This is a genomic window from Microcoleus sp. SVA1B4 (assembly GCF_036700545.1).
Classification (GTDB): Bacteria; Cyanobacteriota; Cyanobacteriia; order Cyanobacteriales; family Microcoleaceae; genus Microcoleus.
In genome coordinates this window covers 1-18,471 of the sequence record NZ_JAUBPB010000014.1, presented here as the reverse complement: position 1 = coordinate 18,471, position 18,471 = coordinate 1, and the positions used below count along the sequence as shown (strand labels likewise).

Sequence of the window (18,471 nt, the reverse complement as noted above, 5' to 3'; positions counted from 1 at the left end):
AAACTGAAGAGTACCTATTGAGGTACGCAAACACCCGTCGGTTTCGGACTGCGAAGAGATGCACCATTACTTGAATTATACGCTACCAGCGTTACTTTTCCTTGCTCGTCTATTACCCAACCTTGAGCGGGAATAATTTCTGTTGGTCGAATTTCGAGGGATGCTCTTGGGCTTTCTACTTGCTGACTTCCACCTACCGCTGGTTCCACCCAAGGCAACGGCGATAGAGGGCTGCTGAGGACATCATTAGGACTGAGTGGCACTCCTCCTTTCCCGGTAGCTGTAAACTCGCTCTCGGCTCCTTGGATGCAGGGATTTGCCGCAATTAAAGCAGCCGGATTCACCACATTTTGTGGCAGTTCCACTAAACCTTGAGCCGGATTCACTCCAGAAGAACTAAATGTTACAGTACCTTGCAAAGCCGGGCCGCTACTTTGGGAAATCGCCGCAATATCACTGGTAGGAATTAAAGATGTAGGACTTACTTGCAACGCTGCAAATTGAGCATCAGTCAGTCCTAAACTACTCCTAGCTTGGTCGCGGTTAAGGCTTGTAAAGCCAAAGATATTTGGTACATTGACCGTAACTTGTCCCCCCCTCGCTGTGCGAGCATTAGCAGTAATATCACTATTCTCTCGCGGTAAAGCTACCAAAATATCGGTATTAATTCTGATATTGCCACCGTCAGAAATACCTGCATCCGTTGTAATTCTGCTACCGCGCCGCAACTGTACATCTTGCGCCCTGATATTAATATTTCCACCCCCGCCAGAGTCAGTTGTACCGTCAATACTAGCTTTATTATCCAAGGCAATTGAGTTAGCTATAACATTAATATTTCCAGCCCTTCCCGTTCCCAAAGCCTGAACATTCACCGTTGCCCCATCTCTGATAATCAATTGATTAACATTCAAATTTAACGAACCGGCATTCGCCGTAGCATTAGGATTGACAAAGATAGATGTACTGCCAGCCGAAGCTTCAATTCTACTCCTGAAGCGACCGTTATTCCCAAGTCCTTGTACTTCTAAGCGTTCGGCATCAATTGTAATATTTCCCGCATCTGCTGCACCCAAAGAAGCAGCCGTAATTATTCCCCCATCCCGCAAAGTCAGTTTTGGTGTGGAGAGGTGGATATCTCCACCTGGAGCAGAGCTAAAAGTTTGAGTGGAAAAACCACTAGGTGCAAAGCCCGCAGTGCCCAAAACTCCAGAAACGCCAATCGCTTCTATTGACTCAGAAGCTCTCACAGTTAAATTTCCTCCTGGGCCTCCACTCGTAGAGCGCACGGATTCGCCAATATTCGCACCCGTGGATAAAGCAATTCCGGCTCCATTAGAAACAGTCAATCGTTTAGTTTCAATCGTAATATCTCCGGCTTTCCCATTCCCATTGGCAGTGGTAGTGCCAATTATAGTTTGCGTTGTAGTTCCAGGGATTCCTCCCGACAATTCTACAGATTCATTCGTTTTAATGACGATATTCCCTGATGCTCTATTACTACGGCTGAGGCTGAGGAGATAGCTACCATCGCGCATGATTAACCGCTGTGCTTCAAGATTGATGTTTCCGCCTTGACCGGTACTTACCTTTGTTGTTTCGTTGTTTAACAAGGAACTGACAAACTCCACCGTGTTGGCGCGGATATTCAGATTTCCGCCATTTCCTGCACCCAGGGTGGCGGTACCGCCAACCACTCCATCGCGCAGCAGTAGCCGTCCAGTGTGAATGTTAATGTCTCCGGCGGCTCCCCTGCCAACGGTACCAGAGTTCATAACAATTTGCGGGTCAAAAGGGTTGACTGTTCCTGAAGTCAAATATTGGTTGTAAAGCTTCTGATAGCCCTGAATTCCCAGCCCACTCATTTGTAATGAGTCAGTAGCGTGGAGGTTGATATCACTCCCCTTGCCATCTCCCACTGTCGGGGTGAAAATTTGTGACCCTCTATCTACTCCCAAATTTTGAGCATTGATGTCAATGCCTCTACCATCAATATTTCCCAGTGTTAGGCTATAAATTCCCGAACTACTGACGGTGACATTCCCACCTCGGATGTCAATTTTTCCACCTCCTAATCCACTGGTATTTATCAATGCACCGTTCATTTCTATATTGCCGAAGTTCTGAATATTTCCGTAGTTTAAATTCAGACCTAAAGCTGTTGGCTCAAATTGCACTAAACCTGGACTTTTCACACTTCCCAGTAATATTTGTCCGGTATAAGCTGTTAAAATTCCACCTGGGATTTGAATGTCTCCGCCAATTAATGCTAAAGTTTGGCCGGGGTCTACTGCTAAACCAAGTTTGTTAGAAACAGGAATTTCTACGGGCAAGGGCGGTAAGGTTGGTGTGGGGCCGATTGCTTGGGAAGAGTTAACAATTGTGCCGGGATTTTCTCTAAATCTTAAACCCACAGGAATATTAATCGCTAACAATGGCACTGCATTAGAATTAGCTGCACTAAATTCAAACCCATTATCAAAGAGAACGCCGCTACCAGTAGATCCAATAAATGAGCCGCGCAAATCTAACCGAGCATTGGGGCCAAAGACAATTCCTTTGGGGTTAATTAAAAACAAGTTACTGTTTCCCAAAACTCCCAGAGTTCCTAAAATATTAGAAGGGTTGCCACCAGTAACGCGGGTGAAGATGTTGGCAATCCCGTTAGGACTGGCAAAATATGCTCCCCGCCCTTCACGGATGTTAAATTCTTGGAAACTATGAAATAAATTTACTCCGCGAGTTGCACCGCCTTCTATTCTGTCCGATGGTAAGTTATTAATCGTGTCGGGAACTGTGCGCGAACTTTCTGTTCCCAAGCTATTATCGGGGACAAATTGAGCGACGGCGGGGAAAGGAAACAGCAGTAAAAATACAAAAAATAGGGCGGAAGATTGGCGCTGCATCTTTGAAGTGTGGTTAATTTAATATTATAAAAATAGCGAGGGATTAGCTAAAACGTGAAGATTACTTATTGAGGTACGCAAACACCCGTCGGTTTCGGACTGCGAAGAGATGCAACACCACCAGCATTATAGGCTACCAGCGTCACTTGTCCTCGATCGTCCATTACCCAACCTTGAGCGGGCATAATTTCTCTTGGCCGAATTTCTATGGATGTTCTTTGGCTTTCTACTTGCTGACTTTCACCTACCGCTGGTTCCACCCACGGAAACGGCGAGGGAGCGCTGCTGAGAACTTCATTAGGACTCGGTGGCACTCCCCCCCGACCAGTCACAGTAAACTCGTTGTCGGCCCCTTGGATGCAGGGATTTGCCGCAATTAACGCAGCCGGATTGACCACATTTTGCTGCAGTTCCACTAAACCTTGAACAGGATTAACTCCAACAGAACTAAATGTTACGGCTCCTTGCAACGCCGGGCCACCACTTTGGGAAATCGCGGCGATGTCGCTGCTATTAAGCAGAGATGTAGGACTTACTTGCAACGCTGCAAATTCGGCGTCACTGATCCCCAATCTGTTTCTGACTTGTTCGCGACTCGCTGCTGTAAAGCCGAAAACATTGGGGACATTGATATTGACGCGGCCGCCGCCTGCTGTGCGGGCGTTGGCTGTGATGTCGCTGTTTTCTTGCGGGAGGGCGACAAGAATGTTGCTGTTGATGTTGATATTGCCGCCGTCAGAAGTGCCTGCATCGGTGGTAATTTGGCTGTTGTGGCGCAATTGGATGTCTCGCGCTTGCAGGTTAATATTTGCTCCAGTACCGGATACAGTCGTACCGTCAATACTCGCTTTGTTATCAAGAGCGATCGAATTTGCGACAATATTGATATTACCAGCGCGTCCGGTTCCCGTAGCCTGCACCGTGACTGTAGCTCCATCTCTGACAATTAGTCGATCGGCATTCAGATTCAACGAACCGGCATTTGCTGTAGCATTAGGATTAGTACCAAATATCTTGCCCACGGAAGCATCAATTGTACTGACAAACAAACCATTATTTCCGCTGCCGCTGACTGAAATGCGATCGGCATTAACAGTAATATTCCCCACATCTCCAGAGCCCAAAGAACTCGTAGAAACTATCCCCCCATCCCGCACAGTCAGGCTGGGCGTATCAATCCGAATATCCCCGCCCCGACTCGAACTCAAAGTTCCAGAAGTCAGCGCGCTAGCATTCTGAATTCCGCTGGTCAAAACTTGAGAAATACCAGAAATTTCTACTGATTCACTAGCCCTAACAGTTAAATTTCCCGCAGGCCCGCCCTCCTGAGAAAACAAAAACCTGCCAATTAAAACACCCGTTCCTAAAGTAAAAGCAGAACCATCAGAGAGAGTCAACCGCTTCGTATCAACGTTAATATTCCCCGCCCTTCCGTTAGAACCGATACTCAGCGTGCTGATTCCAGTTGACACAACAGTTCTCGGGCCGGTGTTAGACAATTCTACTGATTCAGCAGCTTTAATGTTGATATTCCCCGACGGGCCACTGCTGTAGCTTGTGGTACCTAGAAGAGAACCGTCGCGCATAATTAATCGATTGACATCAACACTAATACTTCCTCCCGCACCGGTACTTTCTTTAGCCGTCCCGTTGTTAATTCCAGAACCTACCATCTCAAAAGTATTGGCGCGAATGATTAAATTGCCGCCCCTTCCACCGCCAAAAGTGATACCGCTACCTACTACGCCATTGTTGAAGAGCAGGCGGCCAGTGTCGATCGTAATATTCCCCCCCGAACCAGCACCAGCACTAGCATTAAACAGCACAAATAGGGGGTCAAAGGGGTCTGCGGTTCCCGATACCAGATACTTAATTACAACTTGTTGATAGCCATCAACTCCCAGCCCGCTCATTTCTACAGAATCAGCAGCGCGCAAGTTGATATTACCTCCTGCACCATTTCCTAGAGTCAGGGTAGAAAATTGCGTTCCGTTTTGCACTCGCAAATTTTGGGCGCTGATATCGATACCTCTACCATCAATATTTCCTAGTGTCAGCGCATAAATTCGTGCACCGCTGAGGGCGACATTTCCACCTTTTAACTCTACTCTGCCACCACCGATTCCGCTAGTGTTGATCAGTGATCCATCGGATATTTGAATATTGCCGAAGTTCTGAATATTGTCATAATTTAAAGTTAAATTTCCCTTTTCCTCCGCTGTCATTGCAAAATTAACTAAACCGGGACTCGTTGCGCTACCGAGTAAAATTTGTCCGCCGCTGGCGGTTAAATTGCCGCCTTGAAGTTGGATATCGCCGCCAATGAGTGCTAAAGTTTGACCTGGTTCTACTGCTAAACCAACTCGATCGCTAATCGGGATGGGCACAGCAGAGGCTGGCAGGTTTACCTTTCCTAAAGCCGTCGATTGGTTGACAATTGCACCGGGATTGTCTCTAAATCTTAAACCAACGGGAATATTAACGGTTAACAGCGGGGATGTTTGCGGGTTTGTGCTGCTGAATTCAAAGCCGTTATTAAACACAATACTGTCAGCCGTTAAACCGATAAACGAACCGCGCAAATCTAACCGCGCATTCGGCCCGAATATAATTCCTTTTGGGTTAATTAAAAATAAGTTGCCGTTGCCTAAAACTCCCAGAGTTCCTAAAATATTTGAAGAGTTTGGGCCCGTAACGCGGGTGAAGATGTTGGTAATTCCGCTGGGATTTTCAAAATAAGCTCCCCGCCCTTCACGGATGTTAAATTCGCGCAAGCTGTGAAATAGGTTAACGCCGCGAGTTGCACCGCCAGTGATTCTATCTGAGGGTATGTTATTGATAGTATCGGGAACTGTGCGCGAACTTTCCGGGCCCAGGGTATTATCGGGAATGATTTGGGCAAAGGTTTTCGAGGGAAATAGCAATAAGAAAACAAACAGTAGGGAATAACTTACGGGCGGCCAAAATGCCCAACCCCTACTCCCCACAATAAAATCTACTCTTTGTGGAACAGGCATCTTGCCTGTTCTTGAGAATGGTGAAAATAGTAAAGAGTAATGGACGGGAGGCATAAAAACACTCTTTCCAGGATAAAATTTATCGAGGTAATCTCATCTCGTTTCTCTAAATGTTTTGAATTTGGCTGCTGAGTACAAGTTGCTCGACTGTGATTTCTAGTTCGGGAAAAGTTTTAGAGATAATGCGCTCATTACCTGTAAAACTTTGAACTAAATAACTGCCATTTTCCAACGAGTAAACGAAAACTGTGGGAATTTTGGGATTTCCTAGATAAGCCCTAGAAGCGATCGCTAAATAGTCCACAATCCAATACTCACAAATGCCGAGCCTTTGATACTCGTCTAGCTTATCAACATAGTCGTCTTCCCAGTTAGTTGAGGTAACTTCTACTGCTAATTGGATAGGTTCGGTAAGGGCTCCGTAGCCACGTACATTGCTATTCCATACGGATGCCTTAACCACGCCAACATCAGGATTTCTGCCTTGTTCTTCTCCTGAAGCTGTGACAGTTCTGCAAACTATATCTTTGTCAACGATATAGTCAAGTCCCAAGCGCCTGATTTCATCGTTAAAGCCAAATACTAGAAATCGTGCCACATTTTTATGAGCTCTGGTTGCTTCCACTTTGACAATCTCTCCCTTTACAAGTTCGTAGATGCCCGATCCGTCTGGGTAATTTTGCAGGAAGTCTGCAAATGTTAGTTTAGTTTTTGTCTGAACCATAAGACAAGCCCTCTTTGGTTAACTAGATTTTAGATTTTAGATTTTAGATTGAAGGAGAGCAGGGAATTATATCAAATCCGGTAGCATCGCAATTATTTATCTCTCTGTTCTCTGACTCTGTGTTCTCTGTGTCCTCTGCGGTTTAATCATTCCAATGAAACCGGAATTGATATTAGCTAACCTATATTTAGTCCTCGGTTAAGGACTGTCGCGATTAGACGACTTTAATCGCCGACAGAATTAGCTAGAAAGCAAAGTAATTAATCCGAAAGTATAGGCCTTTTTCCTGCAAAGTTCGATCGCCCGATCGAGCATTTATCAAAGGAATACCATAGTCTAAACGCACATTCAACCGATCGCCCATCTGCCAAACTAAGCCCAAACCCGCACCCAGAAGTTTATCCGACTCAGGATTCGGCTTTTCTTCCGACTGGTTCCACCCTAGCCCAAAATCGATAAACGGAGCCACTTGCAACAAACCTTGGACTTCCGGGACACGCCAAACCGGGATTCGCACTTCAGCAGACGCGATCGCACCGCTATCAGTTAACAGCAAATCTTGGCGGTATCCGCGCACGCTTTGAACGCCACCGATCCCGATTTGTTCGAGGGAAAGCAGGGGGCGATCGGCTAATTGAATGTCTGAACGCACTATCAGCAAGGTTTCTGGCGCTAACAGCCGCACGTATTGGGCTTGTCCGCGCCACGCCAGAAAACTGCTGTCAGGGCCGCTATCGTTCGCAGTAGCGCCGAACAGATTAGTGCCGAGGGAAAACTGCGATCGCGCCGCGAACACTTGGCTGGAACTCCGCTGCACGTATTCTTGAAAAAACCGCACAGCCGAAACCCGCGTTTCGCCGCGCTCATTTGCTCCCGCCGAAAGCGCAAATCGTTCCCCAGACAGGAATGTGTCGCTTTCTTGCCGCGAAAAACTTAGTCCCAAAGCCAAAGTGCGATCGGGCTTTTCGACAATCGGCTGGCGGTAAGTTAATTCGTAAGTCCGCGATTTCCCCTCAATTTCAGCAGCATCAAACGGTTCCTCGATGATATTGGTGCTAGCAGCACTCGCAGCCAACCCAATCGTGCCGTTGCGCGCGTTGACGGGGACTGTGTAGCTGCCGTTGAATTCATTGCTGCCGTCGGTGTTAGCATAAGATACCTCTAATCCGTCGCCCAAACCGAGCAAATTTGCTTGATTGATGCGAACACCGCGCCGAAAACTGCCGACGCTGGGCGATCGATTGTTGTCTGCGAACACTTCAGCGCTAAAGCTGTCTGCTTCTTTGACGCGCACTTCTAATCGGCTGTTTTCCGGGCGGCTTCCGGCTTGCAATTCGGCGGAAATATTGCCAATTAATGGGTCGAGTTGCAGCATTTGCAAGGCTTCCAGCAGGCGAGATCGGTTGAGGGGGCGTCTGGTAGCGCGCTCAAGGCGCGATCGCACGTAATTTGAATTTAAGCGCCTGTTTCCAGTAATCACAATTTCATCTAATCCGCCTTCTACAATCCGCATTTTCACCACACCTCCTTCTCTCGGAAAGGTTTGGTTGGCGGGAATTACAGCGCCGGAATTGATGTATCCGGCGGCTACATATTTTTGAGTAACGGCTGCTTCGGCTGCGATCAGTTCGGCAAAGGTGATTTCGCGGCCCGCAAACTGTTGCGTAACTTCTGCGAGTTCGCGATCGCTAAAAGCTGTGTTGCCCTCAAATTCAAAGCGATCGACCCTAATTGTACCCATAATCCCCGGTCTATCATCGCCGGGAACAGGTGTTAGCGGGGTTGGTTGGAGGGGAGATGGCGGGGGAGGTTCCGGTGCTGTTGGTGCAGGTAATTCCGGCTCTCTGGGCAGAATTGGGTTGGGCAGTTGGCTTAGTTGCAAAGGTCGATCGATACCCAAATCAATTTTTTGTCGGTCAATATTTTCTTCTAGCTTTTGATCTGAGTTAAAAAGCTCGGTTTCTGGAGTTTTTGTGCTGAATGTGCGATCCTCTCCGAGGGCTTCGCTAACGGGCTGAGATGTTGCACCATTGTCAATCAGCCTTGTACCGGCGGGCACGATGCCCACCCCACAATCAAACTCACTCGTTGTGGAACAGGCATCTTGCCTGTTCTTGAGAATGGTGTAAGATGTCACATCGACTGAATTTGCCGAGGATGGCGGTAAGTCGGGAGTTTCCGCCGCCACCGAGTGTTCTGATTCAGCGGGTAAATGCGTCTTCTCGTCAGCCGTGGCTAAGTCTTCGCGACTGTCAAGATTAGTGTCGCCTGCGCTGCTAACTGCTGCCAAATCCTCAACATTTGAGGTCAAAATTTCAACTGTGCTAGCGGATGTTTTTGCTGGTTTTGCCAACAAAACTAACCCAAAAATTCCAGCGAGTAAAAATAGTTTTTGTGAGGGACCAGCCATAGGATATAATTATTATCTCGCTTAAGTGGGGGAAAATATTTTCAGGAAGTCAGCACCCTCAAGTAAAAATCAATCTTAACAGCAAAAAAGGAAACAGCCGTCCCAGACCACAGTTTCGGCGACGGCTACAAACCAAAAGGTCGATCGACGGCTGTTCATTTCCCAAGACTTACGCTTCAATCGGGTGATTATCCGAAAAAATATCCTGTAAGTCGATCGTAAACGGTAAAAAAAACCAAATTTTTTTGGTTGCAAAACCTACGCTTTCATGGTAATGCAGCGACCAGAAGAGTCCTGGACGCCAGGGTAAACCAGAAACGCGCTACAACTGAGATATTGCACCATTCTCAATAATCTTTTTATGAACAGGCAAGATGCCTGTTCCACAATAAAATTCATCTTTTGTGGAATAGGCATCTTGCCTGTTCTTAAGAATAGTGCAAGATGTGAGTTACAACCCGCAGAGCCACTAAAAAACCCGGTTTCTTTGATTTTGGTGCATCATCCCAAATCCGACTTTATTATTGAGTCAGCGTCTACCCACATCCTGTGCGTAGACGCCGTTTCAACCGCCCTGTGATCAAGGGGGTTTCTAACTATGAATTATGCAGAGTGGCCCGCACCAGCCGCAGCACCCATTTGAGCCCCGTCAGTCAATCCCACCAACTTAGCACTCAACTCCCACATCCGCTCGCCTTTTTCATCATCGCGGGCCTGGGGAGAAACCTTCTGTACAAAAGACTTACCATCTTTTTTCTGGCGGTTCCCCCAACTCCAATAAGCCCCAGATTGCTTGTATTCTGGATCAGCAACCACCATCGCCAGCCTTTCGCCCGCCAACTCCTGCGACACGTAACCGCCGGTGATATTCTTCTGAAACAGCGGGAACAGCTTCTGAAACAAAGGATAGTGGTTGCGGAACAGCGGCGTATCCGCAACGCATCCCGGATACAGCGAAGTGAAAGTAATCCCCGTGGATTCATGAAAACGGCGGTGCAATTCCCGCATCGTCAGCACGTTGCAAACTTTGCTATCTTTGTAAGCCTTGACCGGTTCAAACTTCTTGCCATCAACCATCGAAATCGGGTCTTTGAAACCCGCTTCAAAACCCTCAAACTTGCCTAAATCCGGGCGCGGCGGAATCTTCCCGCCCAACTCGTCTGGATTGTGAGTCACGGTTCCCAAAATCACGATTCTGGCATCGGAATAATAGGAAGGCTTCATATTTTCCATCATCAGGTTGCACAGCAGGAAATGACCCAGGTGATTGGTAGTCATCGTCAACTCGTAACCCTCCGGGCTCCGCAGCGGTTCCTTAATCAAAGGCATATAAATGGCCGCGTTGCACACCAAAGCGTCCAGAGGCCTGCCGCTTGCCTTAAATGCCCGAGCAAATCGGCGCACGCTTTCCAAATCGCCCAAGTCAATCTCCATGATGGAGAAACTGCCTTCAGGTATGCCCAACTCGCGGGCGGCGTCTCCGGCTTTCCGCACGTCCCGACAGGCCATGACTACGTGCCATCCCTTGTCTGCGAGAGCTTTCGCGCCGTACAAACCGACGCCGGAGGAAGCGCCGGTGATGATAACCGTTGATTTGTGATTTTGTGCCATCTTGTTAAAAGCGCTTCCGCTATTGATTATTTTCAGGCACTCAAACGCTGAGCTAGCAGCTTGGATGTTTTAAAGTACCCTATGGTTATTAGGATATGGGGAAACGTTCTCGATCTCAACCGGCGATGACAATTAAATATCGTTTCTACTCCCACTCCTACTTGTGTGAATTAACTATAAATCCCGTTGGGGCGAGTTCACCATTATCTATGATGCACATACTGGGTATTTATTGATAAACCCGCCCCAACCAACTCAACTAAGAAATAGCGGCCGATTCCTGATATCTAGGGAAATCGATATAACCTTCAGGCCCAAAAGAATACCAGACGCCCATTTCAGCCGGCGGATTGAGCGGCCAACCATTAGTAAAACGCTCTACCAAGTCAGGATTGCTGATAAAATCTCGACCAAAAGCTATTAAATCCGCAACTTGGCTGCTCAGAGCCGTTTCAGCTTGTTCTTGAGTATATCCGCAGTTGCCGACGAGCGGCCCTGCAAACACATCGCGAAACTCTCCTATCATCATCGGCGTTCCCAATTCATGAAAACCAAAAGCCAAACCGTCCACCAAGTGAAGGTAAGCTAAATTATAGGCATTTAACTGCCCTGCGAAATACAGAAAATCTTCTCGATAAGTGGGAGAACCCATATCATTGAAATTACCGTTGGGAGAAAGTCTAACTCCGACTCGGTTTGCCGGAAATACTGTGATAATCGCCTCTACAATTTCCTTAAGAAAACGGTAACGGTTTTCAACTGTGCCGCCATAGGAATCAGTGCGATGATTGGTTTTGGTTTGCAGGAATGTGTCAATGAGATAGCCGTTTGCCGCGTGAATTTCTACACCGTCAAAACCTGCCTTTTTTGCTCGTTCAGCCGCTTTGCGATAATCTTCTACAACCAGGGAGATTTCATGGGTTTCTAGAGCACGGGGAGTTTCGTAGGGTTGTTTGCCTAGAGGAGTATGAATGCCTTCTCCGTTTATTTTGATGGCAGAGGCTGCAACTGGCAATTGATTGTTTTGATGAAAACTGCTGTGGGAAGCCCGCCCGGTGTGCCAAAGCTGCATGAAAATCGGTGTTTGGTGGGCATGAACCGCAGTCACAATTTGTTTCCAAGCTTCGCCTTGCTCGTCTGAATAAATACCGGGCGTATTGAGCCAACCATTACCTTGAGTAGAAACTACTGTGGCTTCTGTAATGATTAAACCAGCGGAGGCTCGCTGAGTGTAATACTCTGTCATCAAGGCGTTGGGCATCCGCGCTTCACCGGCTCTGGATCTCGTTAGGGGTGCCATGACTACCCGGTTTTTTAAGGGTAAATCTCCGATTTTGAAGGGGCTCAGTAGGAGTGGAGAAGTTGTTTGATTGGTCATGATTTTGGTATTTTCTCAACTGAATAATCTGGGAAATCACATATAGCAACTGCCCGTGTTAGGATGCAAGGCGCAAGACATCCAAGGGTGGCCAAAATGTAAGCAATCAAACTCATCAAGATGTTTGCGAATTTGATTTTTTAGCCAAGACTCTTCTTTGTTCAATTTTGTTAAACTCTGGAGAGTATGGGCGTAAATATAATAGTCTACACCGTGCTGTTTGAATCAATTCCTGAATCCGACCACTTTTATCAAATGTGAGATTATCTATGACCACTGCCTGTGCTGTGACAAGTGTTGGAAGTAAACTTGTTTCCGGCGAAGAAGGAGTCAGGAGTCAGGAGTCAGGAGATGAATACCCTCTTTCTTCCTGTCTCCTCCTCTGGTGAATACTTCCGAAAGTTTCAATCTCTGATAGGGTTTTAGGTTGATTCCGGCGAAGCTGCTGGAGTAAAGTTTGTGTGGGCTTCAGTGATGGTTTCAATCCCTGATAGGGTTTTAGGTTGTTTCCGGCCATCAACGCTGAAGGGTTGGCAAGGCGGGCTAGCAGTGTTTCAATCCCTGATAGGGTTTTAGGTTGTTTTCGGCAAGAAACTTAAGAATCAATTGCTTTGTAAGCTGGTTTCAATCCCTGATAGGGTTTTAGGTTGTTTTCGGCACGCGATCGACAAATCACGGGTACTCGCACAAACCGTTTCAATCCCTGATAGGGTTTTAGGTTGTTTTCGGCAAAGGTATGACGCTGTTCAGAGAGAAATCAAAGGCGTTTCAATCCCTGATAGGGTTTTAGGTTGTTTTCGGCGCAACTCTCGCCAAGCATTATCTCGACTGGATGATGTTTCAATCCCTGATAGGGTTTTAGGTTGTTTTCGGCGAACCAAAGCTTTTAATTGTTCGCCTTGACCTTCTGTTTCAATCCCTGATAGGGTTTTAGGTTGTTTTCGGCCTATAATTTAAAGATTAGCCGCAAGGGTGCTGCAGTTTCAATCCCTGATAGGGTTTTAGGTTGTTTTCGGCATGATACTCAACGACGCCCAAAAAGAGTGGATGCGTTTCAATCCCTGATAGGGTTTTAGGTTGTTTTCGGCTTCCGAAGATGTGCCGCTGGTAATCAAGAATTTTGTTTCAATCCCTGGTAGGGGTTTAGGTTGATTGCAATGGAAAAAAAGGTGACGAGGGGCTACGGATTGACACCGTTTCAATCCCTGGTAGGGGTTTAGGTTGATTGCAATTTGCCCTGTATACCTTTCAGCCATTTGTATCACGTTTCAATCCCTGGTAGGGGTTTAGGTTGATTGCAATGGGTGTAGCTATTGCGATTTTGATGGGGTGTATATTTGTATCACGTTTCAATCCCTGGTAGGGGTTTAGGTTGATTGCAATTCTGCCAAACAAACTGATAGTTAATGAGTTTCTGCGTTTCAATCCCTGGTAGGGGTTTAGGTTGATTGCAATTCAAAATTGTCCTCAGTTTCTAGTGCATAAATCCCGTGTTTCAATCCCTGGTAGGGGTTTAGGTTGATTGCAATACACGATCGACTCGATATATTCGTCAGTCTCAGGCGTTTCAATCCCTGGTAGGGGTTTAGGTTGATTGCAATTCTATAGAGTTGATCCAAAAAATGCGTTCTGAACTGGTTTCAATCCCTGGTAGGGGTTTAGGTTGATTGCAATTGCGCCGTGATTCTGTCCCCTGCTTGCGGGAGCGTGGGTTTCAATCCCTGGTAGGGGTTTAGGTTGATTGCAATAATAGTTCAGCCCCTCGCCGCTGGCGCTCGTGTCGTGTTTCAATCCCTGGTAGGGGTTTAGGTTGATTGCAATCTGTACTTTGATATGTAAAAAATTCGTAAAGTCTGTTTCAATCCCTGGTAGGGGTTTAGGTTGATTGCAATCCAGATGGCTACCCAACGGTTGATAATTCCTGCGACTGTGTTTCAATCCCTGGTAGGGGTTTAGGTTGATTGCAATATCTTGAGTCCCCTTAACAAGGGGTAAAGTGTCTGTTTCAATCCCTGGTAGGGGTTTAGGTTGATTGCAATCTGAGCTTCGTAAGTTAGTGGATAAAGTGTCCGGTTTCAATCCCTGGTAGGGGTTTAGGTTGATTGCAATTTGGCTTTGGCACAATCCGGCCGCGTATTTCATGTTTCAATCCCTGGTAGGGGTTTAGGTTGATTGCAATATTTGATTTTTGAATTACCCCACAACAATCGCCCATAGTTTCAATCCCTGGTAGGGGTTTAGGTTGATTGCAATGCATCCTTACTGACCTACCCTGCTGACTGGATTTTAGGTTTCAATCCCTGGTAGGGGTTTAGGTTGATTGCAATAAGCTGAAAAGTTTGACCCCTAATTGTGAATTGCGGTTTCAATCCCTGGTAGGGGTTTAGGTTGATTGCAATTTGTTACGTCCTGTTTTAATCGCATCATGTTTAGTTTCAATCCCTGGTAGGGGTTTAGGTTGATTGCAATAGGTACTAAACTACGTTCTAAGGCAAACACGTCTTAAGTTTCAATCCCTGGTAGGGGTTTAGGTTGATTGCAATGTGATTCTGATTGATATACTACTGACAGTTCTACGTTTCAATCCCTGGTAGGGGTTTAGGTTGATTGCAATTCGCGGCAATGCCAGACCGACGGGCGGATTGCTACGTTTCAATCCCTGGTAGGGGTTTAGGTTGATTGCAATATCGTGCGAAGCCAGCCAGTAACTGGAAAGGTTCGTTTCAATCCCTGGTAGGGGTTTAGGTTGATTGCAATTTTGGGAACTGCCAAGGCGCTATTTAATCCAGAGTTTCAATCCCTGGTAGGGGTTTAGGTTGATTGCAATCTGGGAATATCTCGGTCCACAAATTGACACCGTGGTTTCAATCCCTGGTAGGGGTTTAGGTTGATTGCAATCCAAGTGTTATCATTTAGTTATTTTATGGCATACGTTTCAATCCCTGGTAGGGGTTTAGGTTGATTGCAATTCTTAAATGGAGAAATGGATCTCGATTCTTACCTAGTTTCAATCCCTGGTAGGGGTTTAGGTTGATTGCAATCAGGGTATGCAGTGCAATCTTGTCACAAGTGTGACTTTCGTTTCAATCCCTGGTAGGGGTTTAGGTTGATTGCAATTTAGATTTTAGCTAGTTCACTCATGAGATTTTTGCCGTTTCAATCCCTGGTAGGGGTTTAGGTTGATTGCAATGTAACTCCTAGTTGCACAAGCACAGTCAAGGAAAGTTTCAATCCCTGGTAGGGGTTTAGGTTGATTGCAATGAATTCACTGTTGCTCCTTCTTCTCCTGATTGTAAGGTTTCAATCCCTGGTAGGGGTTTAGGTTGATTGCAATCTGAGTCCACAAGTTTTTGAAGCGCCCCCTCCGTGTTTCAATCCCTGGTAGGGGTTTAGGTTGATTGCAATTCTGCCTCTATTTGTTCTCTGAAAGCTTTCAGTGTTGTTTCAATCCCTGGTAGGGGTTTAGGTTGATTGCAATCCGATATCCTTTCGAGAGTGAAAGCGTATGCAAGTTAGTTTCAATCCCTGGTAGGGGTTTAGGTTGATTGCAATATTAATTGCCCCCATCAATCTGTACAATACTCTCGTTTCAATCCCTGGTAGGGGTTTAGGTTGATTGCAATGTATCGGGAACGGTAGCGCCAATTACCGGGAGCTTCAAAACTCAAAGTTTCAATCCCTGGTAGGGGTTTAGGTTGATTGCAATAAGTTCTGTTATTGACTCACCGGATTGTATTAGGTTTCAATCCCTGGTAGGGGTTTAGGTTGATTGCAATAACTATCCAAGCTGGTTTGTATTTCTTGATCCAGTTTCAATCCCTGGTAGGGGTTTAGGTTGATTGCAATTTTGCAGCAGTGTGAAAAGTGGGGGAGCTATCACTTTGTTTCAATCCCTGGTAGGGGTTTAGGTTGATTGCAATTTGATGATGAATCCAGAATTCTCAACCGCTGCGTTTCAATCCCTGGTAGGGGTTTAGGTTGATTGCAATGTTGGAGCAAGCATGGAGAGCGTGGCAATTGCTCCTTTGTTTCAATCCCTGGTAGGGGTTTAGGTTGATTGCAATTTCAAGCAATCAATGCGGCGGTTTCCGTTTCCAAGTTTCAATCCCTGGTAGGGGTTTAGGTTGATTGCAATTGGTTGTGGGGTCGGTGTCGCGAAAAAGTAGATCGTAGTTTCAATCCCTGGTAGGGGTTTAGGTTGATTGCAATCACACTCGTCAACGCCCACAACGCCCACAAACCAGCAAGTTTCAATCCCTGGTAGGGGTTTAGGTTGATTGCAATGTGGCTTCCTAACTTCCCTGAGATGTAGCACTCAGGTTTCAATCCCTGGTAGGGGTTTAGGTTGATTGCAATTATACTCATCGCCATCAAAGGCGAAAGCACCAGGGGTTTCAATCCCTGGTAGGGGTTTAGGTTGATTGCAATATTGTCATCGAACACTTAGAGCCGTAATCTGTGTGTTTCAATCCCTGGTAGGGGTTTAGGTTGATTGCAATCATTGTCGCAGTCAGCATTCCCGCGCAGAGCGTTGTTTCAATCCCTGGTAGGGGTTTAGGTTGATTGCAATGCCAATTTCCGACAGGCGATCGGCTTCTCGCTTCAAAGTTTCAATCCCTGGTAGGGGTTTAGGTTGATTGCAATTCAACAGTGAAAAGTCGCACGTAGTAAAGTTTTCGTTTCAATCCCTGGTAGGGGTTTAGGTTGATTGCAATTTGAAAACAACACCCCGTTAAGCTCGAAAGCACAACGTTTCAATCCCTGGTAGGGGTTTAGGTTGATTGCAATATCCCTAAAGCCGGGTGACACAATCGTAATTTACTCGTTTCAATCCCTGGTAGGGGTTTAGGTTGATTGCAATTTCATAGTTGTGGCGGTGTAGTGAGTGCTTGTATTTGTTTCAATCCCTGGTAGGGGTTTAGGTTGATTGCAATCACTTCGGGTTTTGCTAGTGTGCCAGTTACGACGTTTCAATCCCTGGTAGGGGTTTAGGTTGATTGCAATAAAGGGCGGCTGCGGATTGATGAGGCGGCATTCCATGTTTCAATCCCTGGTAGGGGTTTAGGTTGATTGCAATAAGAGTCGCAGCAAACCTGAAGCACCTTCAGTGCGGACGTTTCAATCCCTGGTAGGGGTTTAGGTTGATTGCAATGTTTGAAACTTATATTTGAGTTAGGGGCAGACCTTAGTTTCAATCCCTGGTAGGGGTTTAGGTTGATTGCAATTAGATAGGTTGCTATTAGGAAATAAGCTACGATGTTTCAATCCCTGGTAGGGGTTTAGGTTGATTGCAATAATTTCAATTTTGCGCTGGCGGGTAGCGTCCAAAGTTTCAATCCCTGGTAGGGGTTTAGGTTGATTGCAATGAAGTGCGCGGCGCCAACTGGAACCAACCAGAGGTTTCAATCCCTGGTAGGGGTTTAGGTTGATTGCAATCCACGGCTCCTCTGGTCTAGACGACTGACTATGAATGTTTCAATCCCTGGTAGGGGTTTAGGTTGATTGCAATGCGGTTTTTCTGTGGGAGCCTAGCCTAAACTATGAGTTTCAATCCCTGGTAGGGGTTTAGGTTGATTGCAATCCAAGCTTGGGATGCCAGCACAGAGTATATTCAAGTTTCAATCCCTGGTAGGGGTTTAGGTTGATTGCAATTACCCTTTGCGTGTAAATCCTTAACCCCTCGGAGGTTTCAATCCCTGGTAGGGGTTTAGGTTGATTGCAATTGTCCAAGGCCCGCACAACTTCCACTGGCAAGTCCGTTTCAATCCCTGGTAGGGGTTTAGGTTGATTGCAATCATTAGGGATACCTTTCTGTTTAATAAACGCTGCGTTTCAATCCCTGGTAGGGGTTTAGGTTGATTGCAATACGCCCAAATGTTTGTGTTGCATCAACATCATTGTTTCAATCCCTGGTAGGGGTTTAGGTTGATTGCAATGAAACCAACTACCAAAACAGCGCATCCGATCGCGTTTCAATCCCTGGTAGGGGTTTAGGTTGATTGCAATCTAGGCGGCACTCGGACGATCGACATTACAGCATCTTCAGTTTCAATCCCTGGTAGGGGTTTAGGTTGATTGCAATATAATCAATACTATTGATTGTGATGATATGTTTTAGTTTCAATCCCTGGTAGGGGTTTAGGTTGATTGCAATGAGTTGGCAGCACAGCAAGGCTTAAGCGATTGGGAGATGATGGTTTCAATCCCTGGTAGGGGTTTAGGTTGATTGCAATTTTTGTGCGCGGGTCGCGCCGGCATAATTTTCTGTTTCAATCCCTGGTAGGGGTTTAGGTTGATTGCAATGCTGTATCTGTGTTTGCTATTGATTTAATTAGAGAGGTTTCAATCCAGGGTAAACGCATCTAAATTAATTTGACAAACACCTAAATTTGTGCATTACTAAATAACTAAAAAAAACTTTTAAA

At 46.2% G+C, this 18,471-nt stretch carries 7 protein-coding genes and 1 CRISPR repeat array; all 7 genes read right to left on the bottom strand.

The annotated features are described in order from the left end of the window. Positions 1 to 14: 14 nt before the first annotated feature. Positions 15 to 2,906, bottom strand: a complete 2,892-nt coding sequence (locus QT987_RS09325) for a two-partner secretion domain-containing protein (protein ID WP_333239208.1) — start codon at positions 2,904 to 2,906, stop codon at positions 15 to 17. Positions 2,907 to 2,971: 65 nt separating this feature from the next. Next, the gene (locus tag QT987_RS09320) at positions 2,972 to 5,923 is read right to left on the bottom strand and encodes an S-layer family protein (protein ID WP_333239206.1); all 2,952 of its coding nucleotides are present in this window, start codon (positions 5,921 to 5,923) and stop codon (positions 2,972 to 2,974) included. 106 nt (positions 5,924 to 6,029) lie between these two features. Beyond that, positions 6,030 to 6,647 carry a Uma2 family endonuclease gene (locus QT987_RS09315; RefSeq protein WP_333239204.1) on the bottom strand — a complete coding sequence of 206 codons (618 nt, stop codon included), beginning with the start codon at positions 6,645 to 6,647 and terminating at the stop codon, positions 6,030 to 6,032. Positions 6,648 to 6,891: 244 nt separating this feature from the next. Beyond that, a complete protein-coding gene (locus tag QT987_RS09310; protein WP_333239202.1) occupies positions 6,892 to 9,057 on the bottom strand; it encodes a ShlB/FhaC/HecB family hemolysin secretion/activation protein in 2,166 nt (721 codons plus the stop codon). Positions 9,058 to 9,660: 603 nt separating this feature from the next. Then, positions 9,661 to 10,668 carry a protochlorophyllide reductase gene (locus QT987_RS09305; protein ID WP_333239199.1) on the bottom strand — a complete coding sequence of 336 codons (1,008 nt, stop codon included), beginning with the start codon at positions 10,666 to 10,668 and terminating at the stop codon, positions 9,661 to 9,663. A gap of 259 nt (positions 10,669 to 10,927) precedes the next feature. Beyond that, positions 10,928 to 12,046 (bottom strand): alkene reductase, encoded by a 1,119-nt coding sequence (locus tag QT987_RS09300; RefSeq protein WP_333239197.1) that lies wholly within the window; start codon positions 12,044 to 12,046, stop codon positions 10,928 to 10,930. 115 nt (positions 12,047 to 12,161) lie between these two features. Continuing rightward, positions 12,162 to 12,323 (bottom strand): transposase, encoded by a 162-nt coding sequence (locus QT987_RS09295; protein ID WP_333239195.1) that lies wholly within the window; start codon positions 12,321 to 12,323, stop codon positions 12,162 to 12,164. A gap of 124 nt (positions 12,324 to 12,447) precedes the next feature. Beyond that, positions 12,448 to 18,349: a CRISPR direct-repeat array (repeat unit 37 nt; unit sequence GTTTCAATCCCTGGTAGGGGTTTAGGTTGATTGCAAT). Between the last annotated feature and the right edge of the window lie 122 nt (positions 18,350 to 18,471).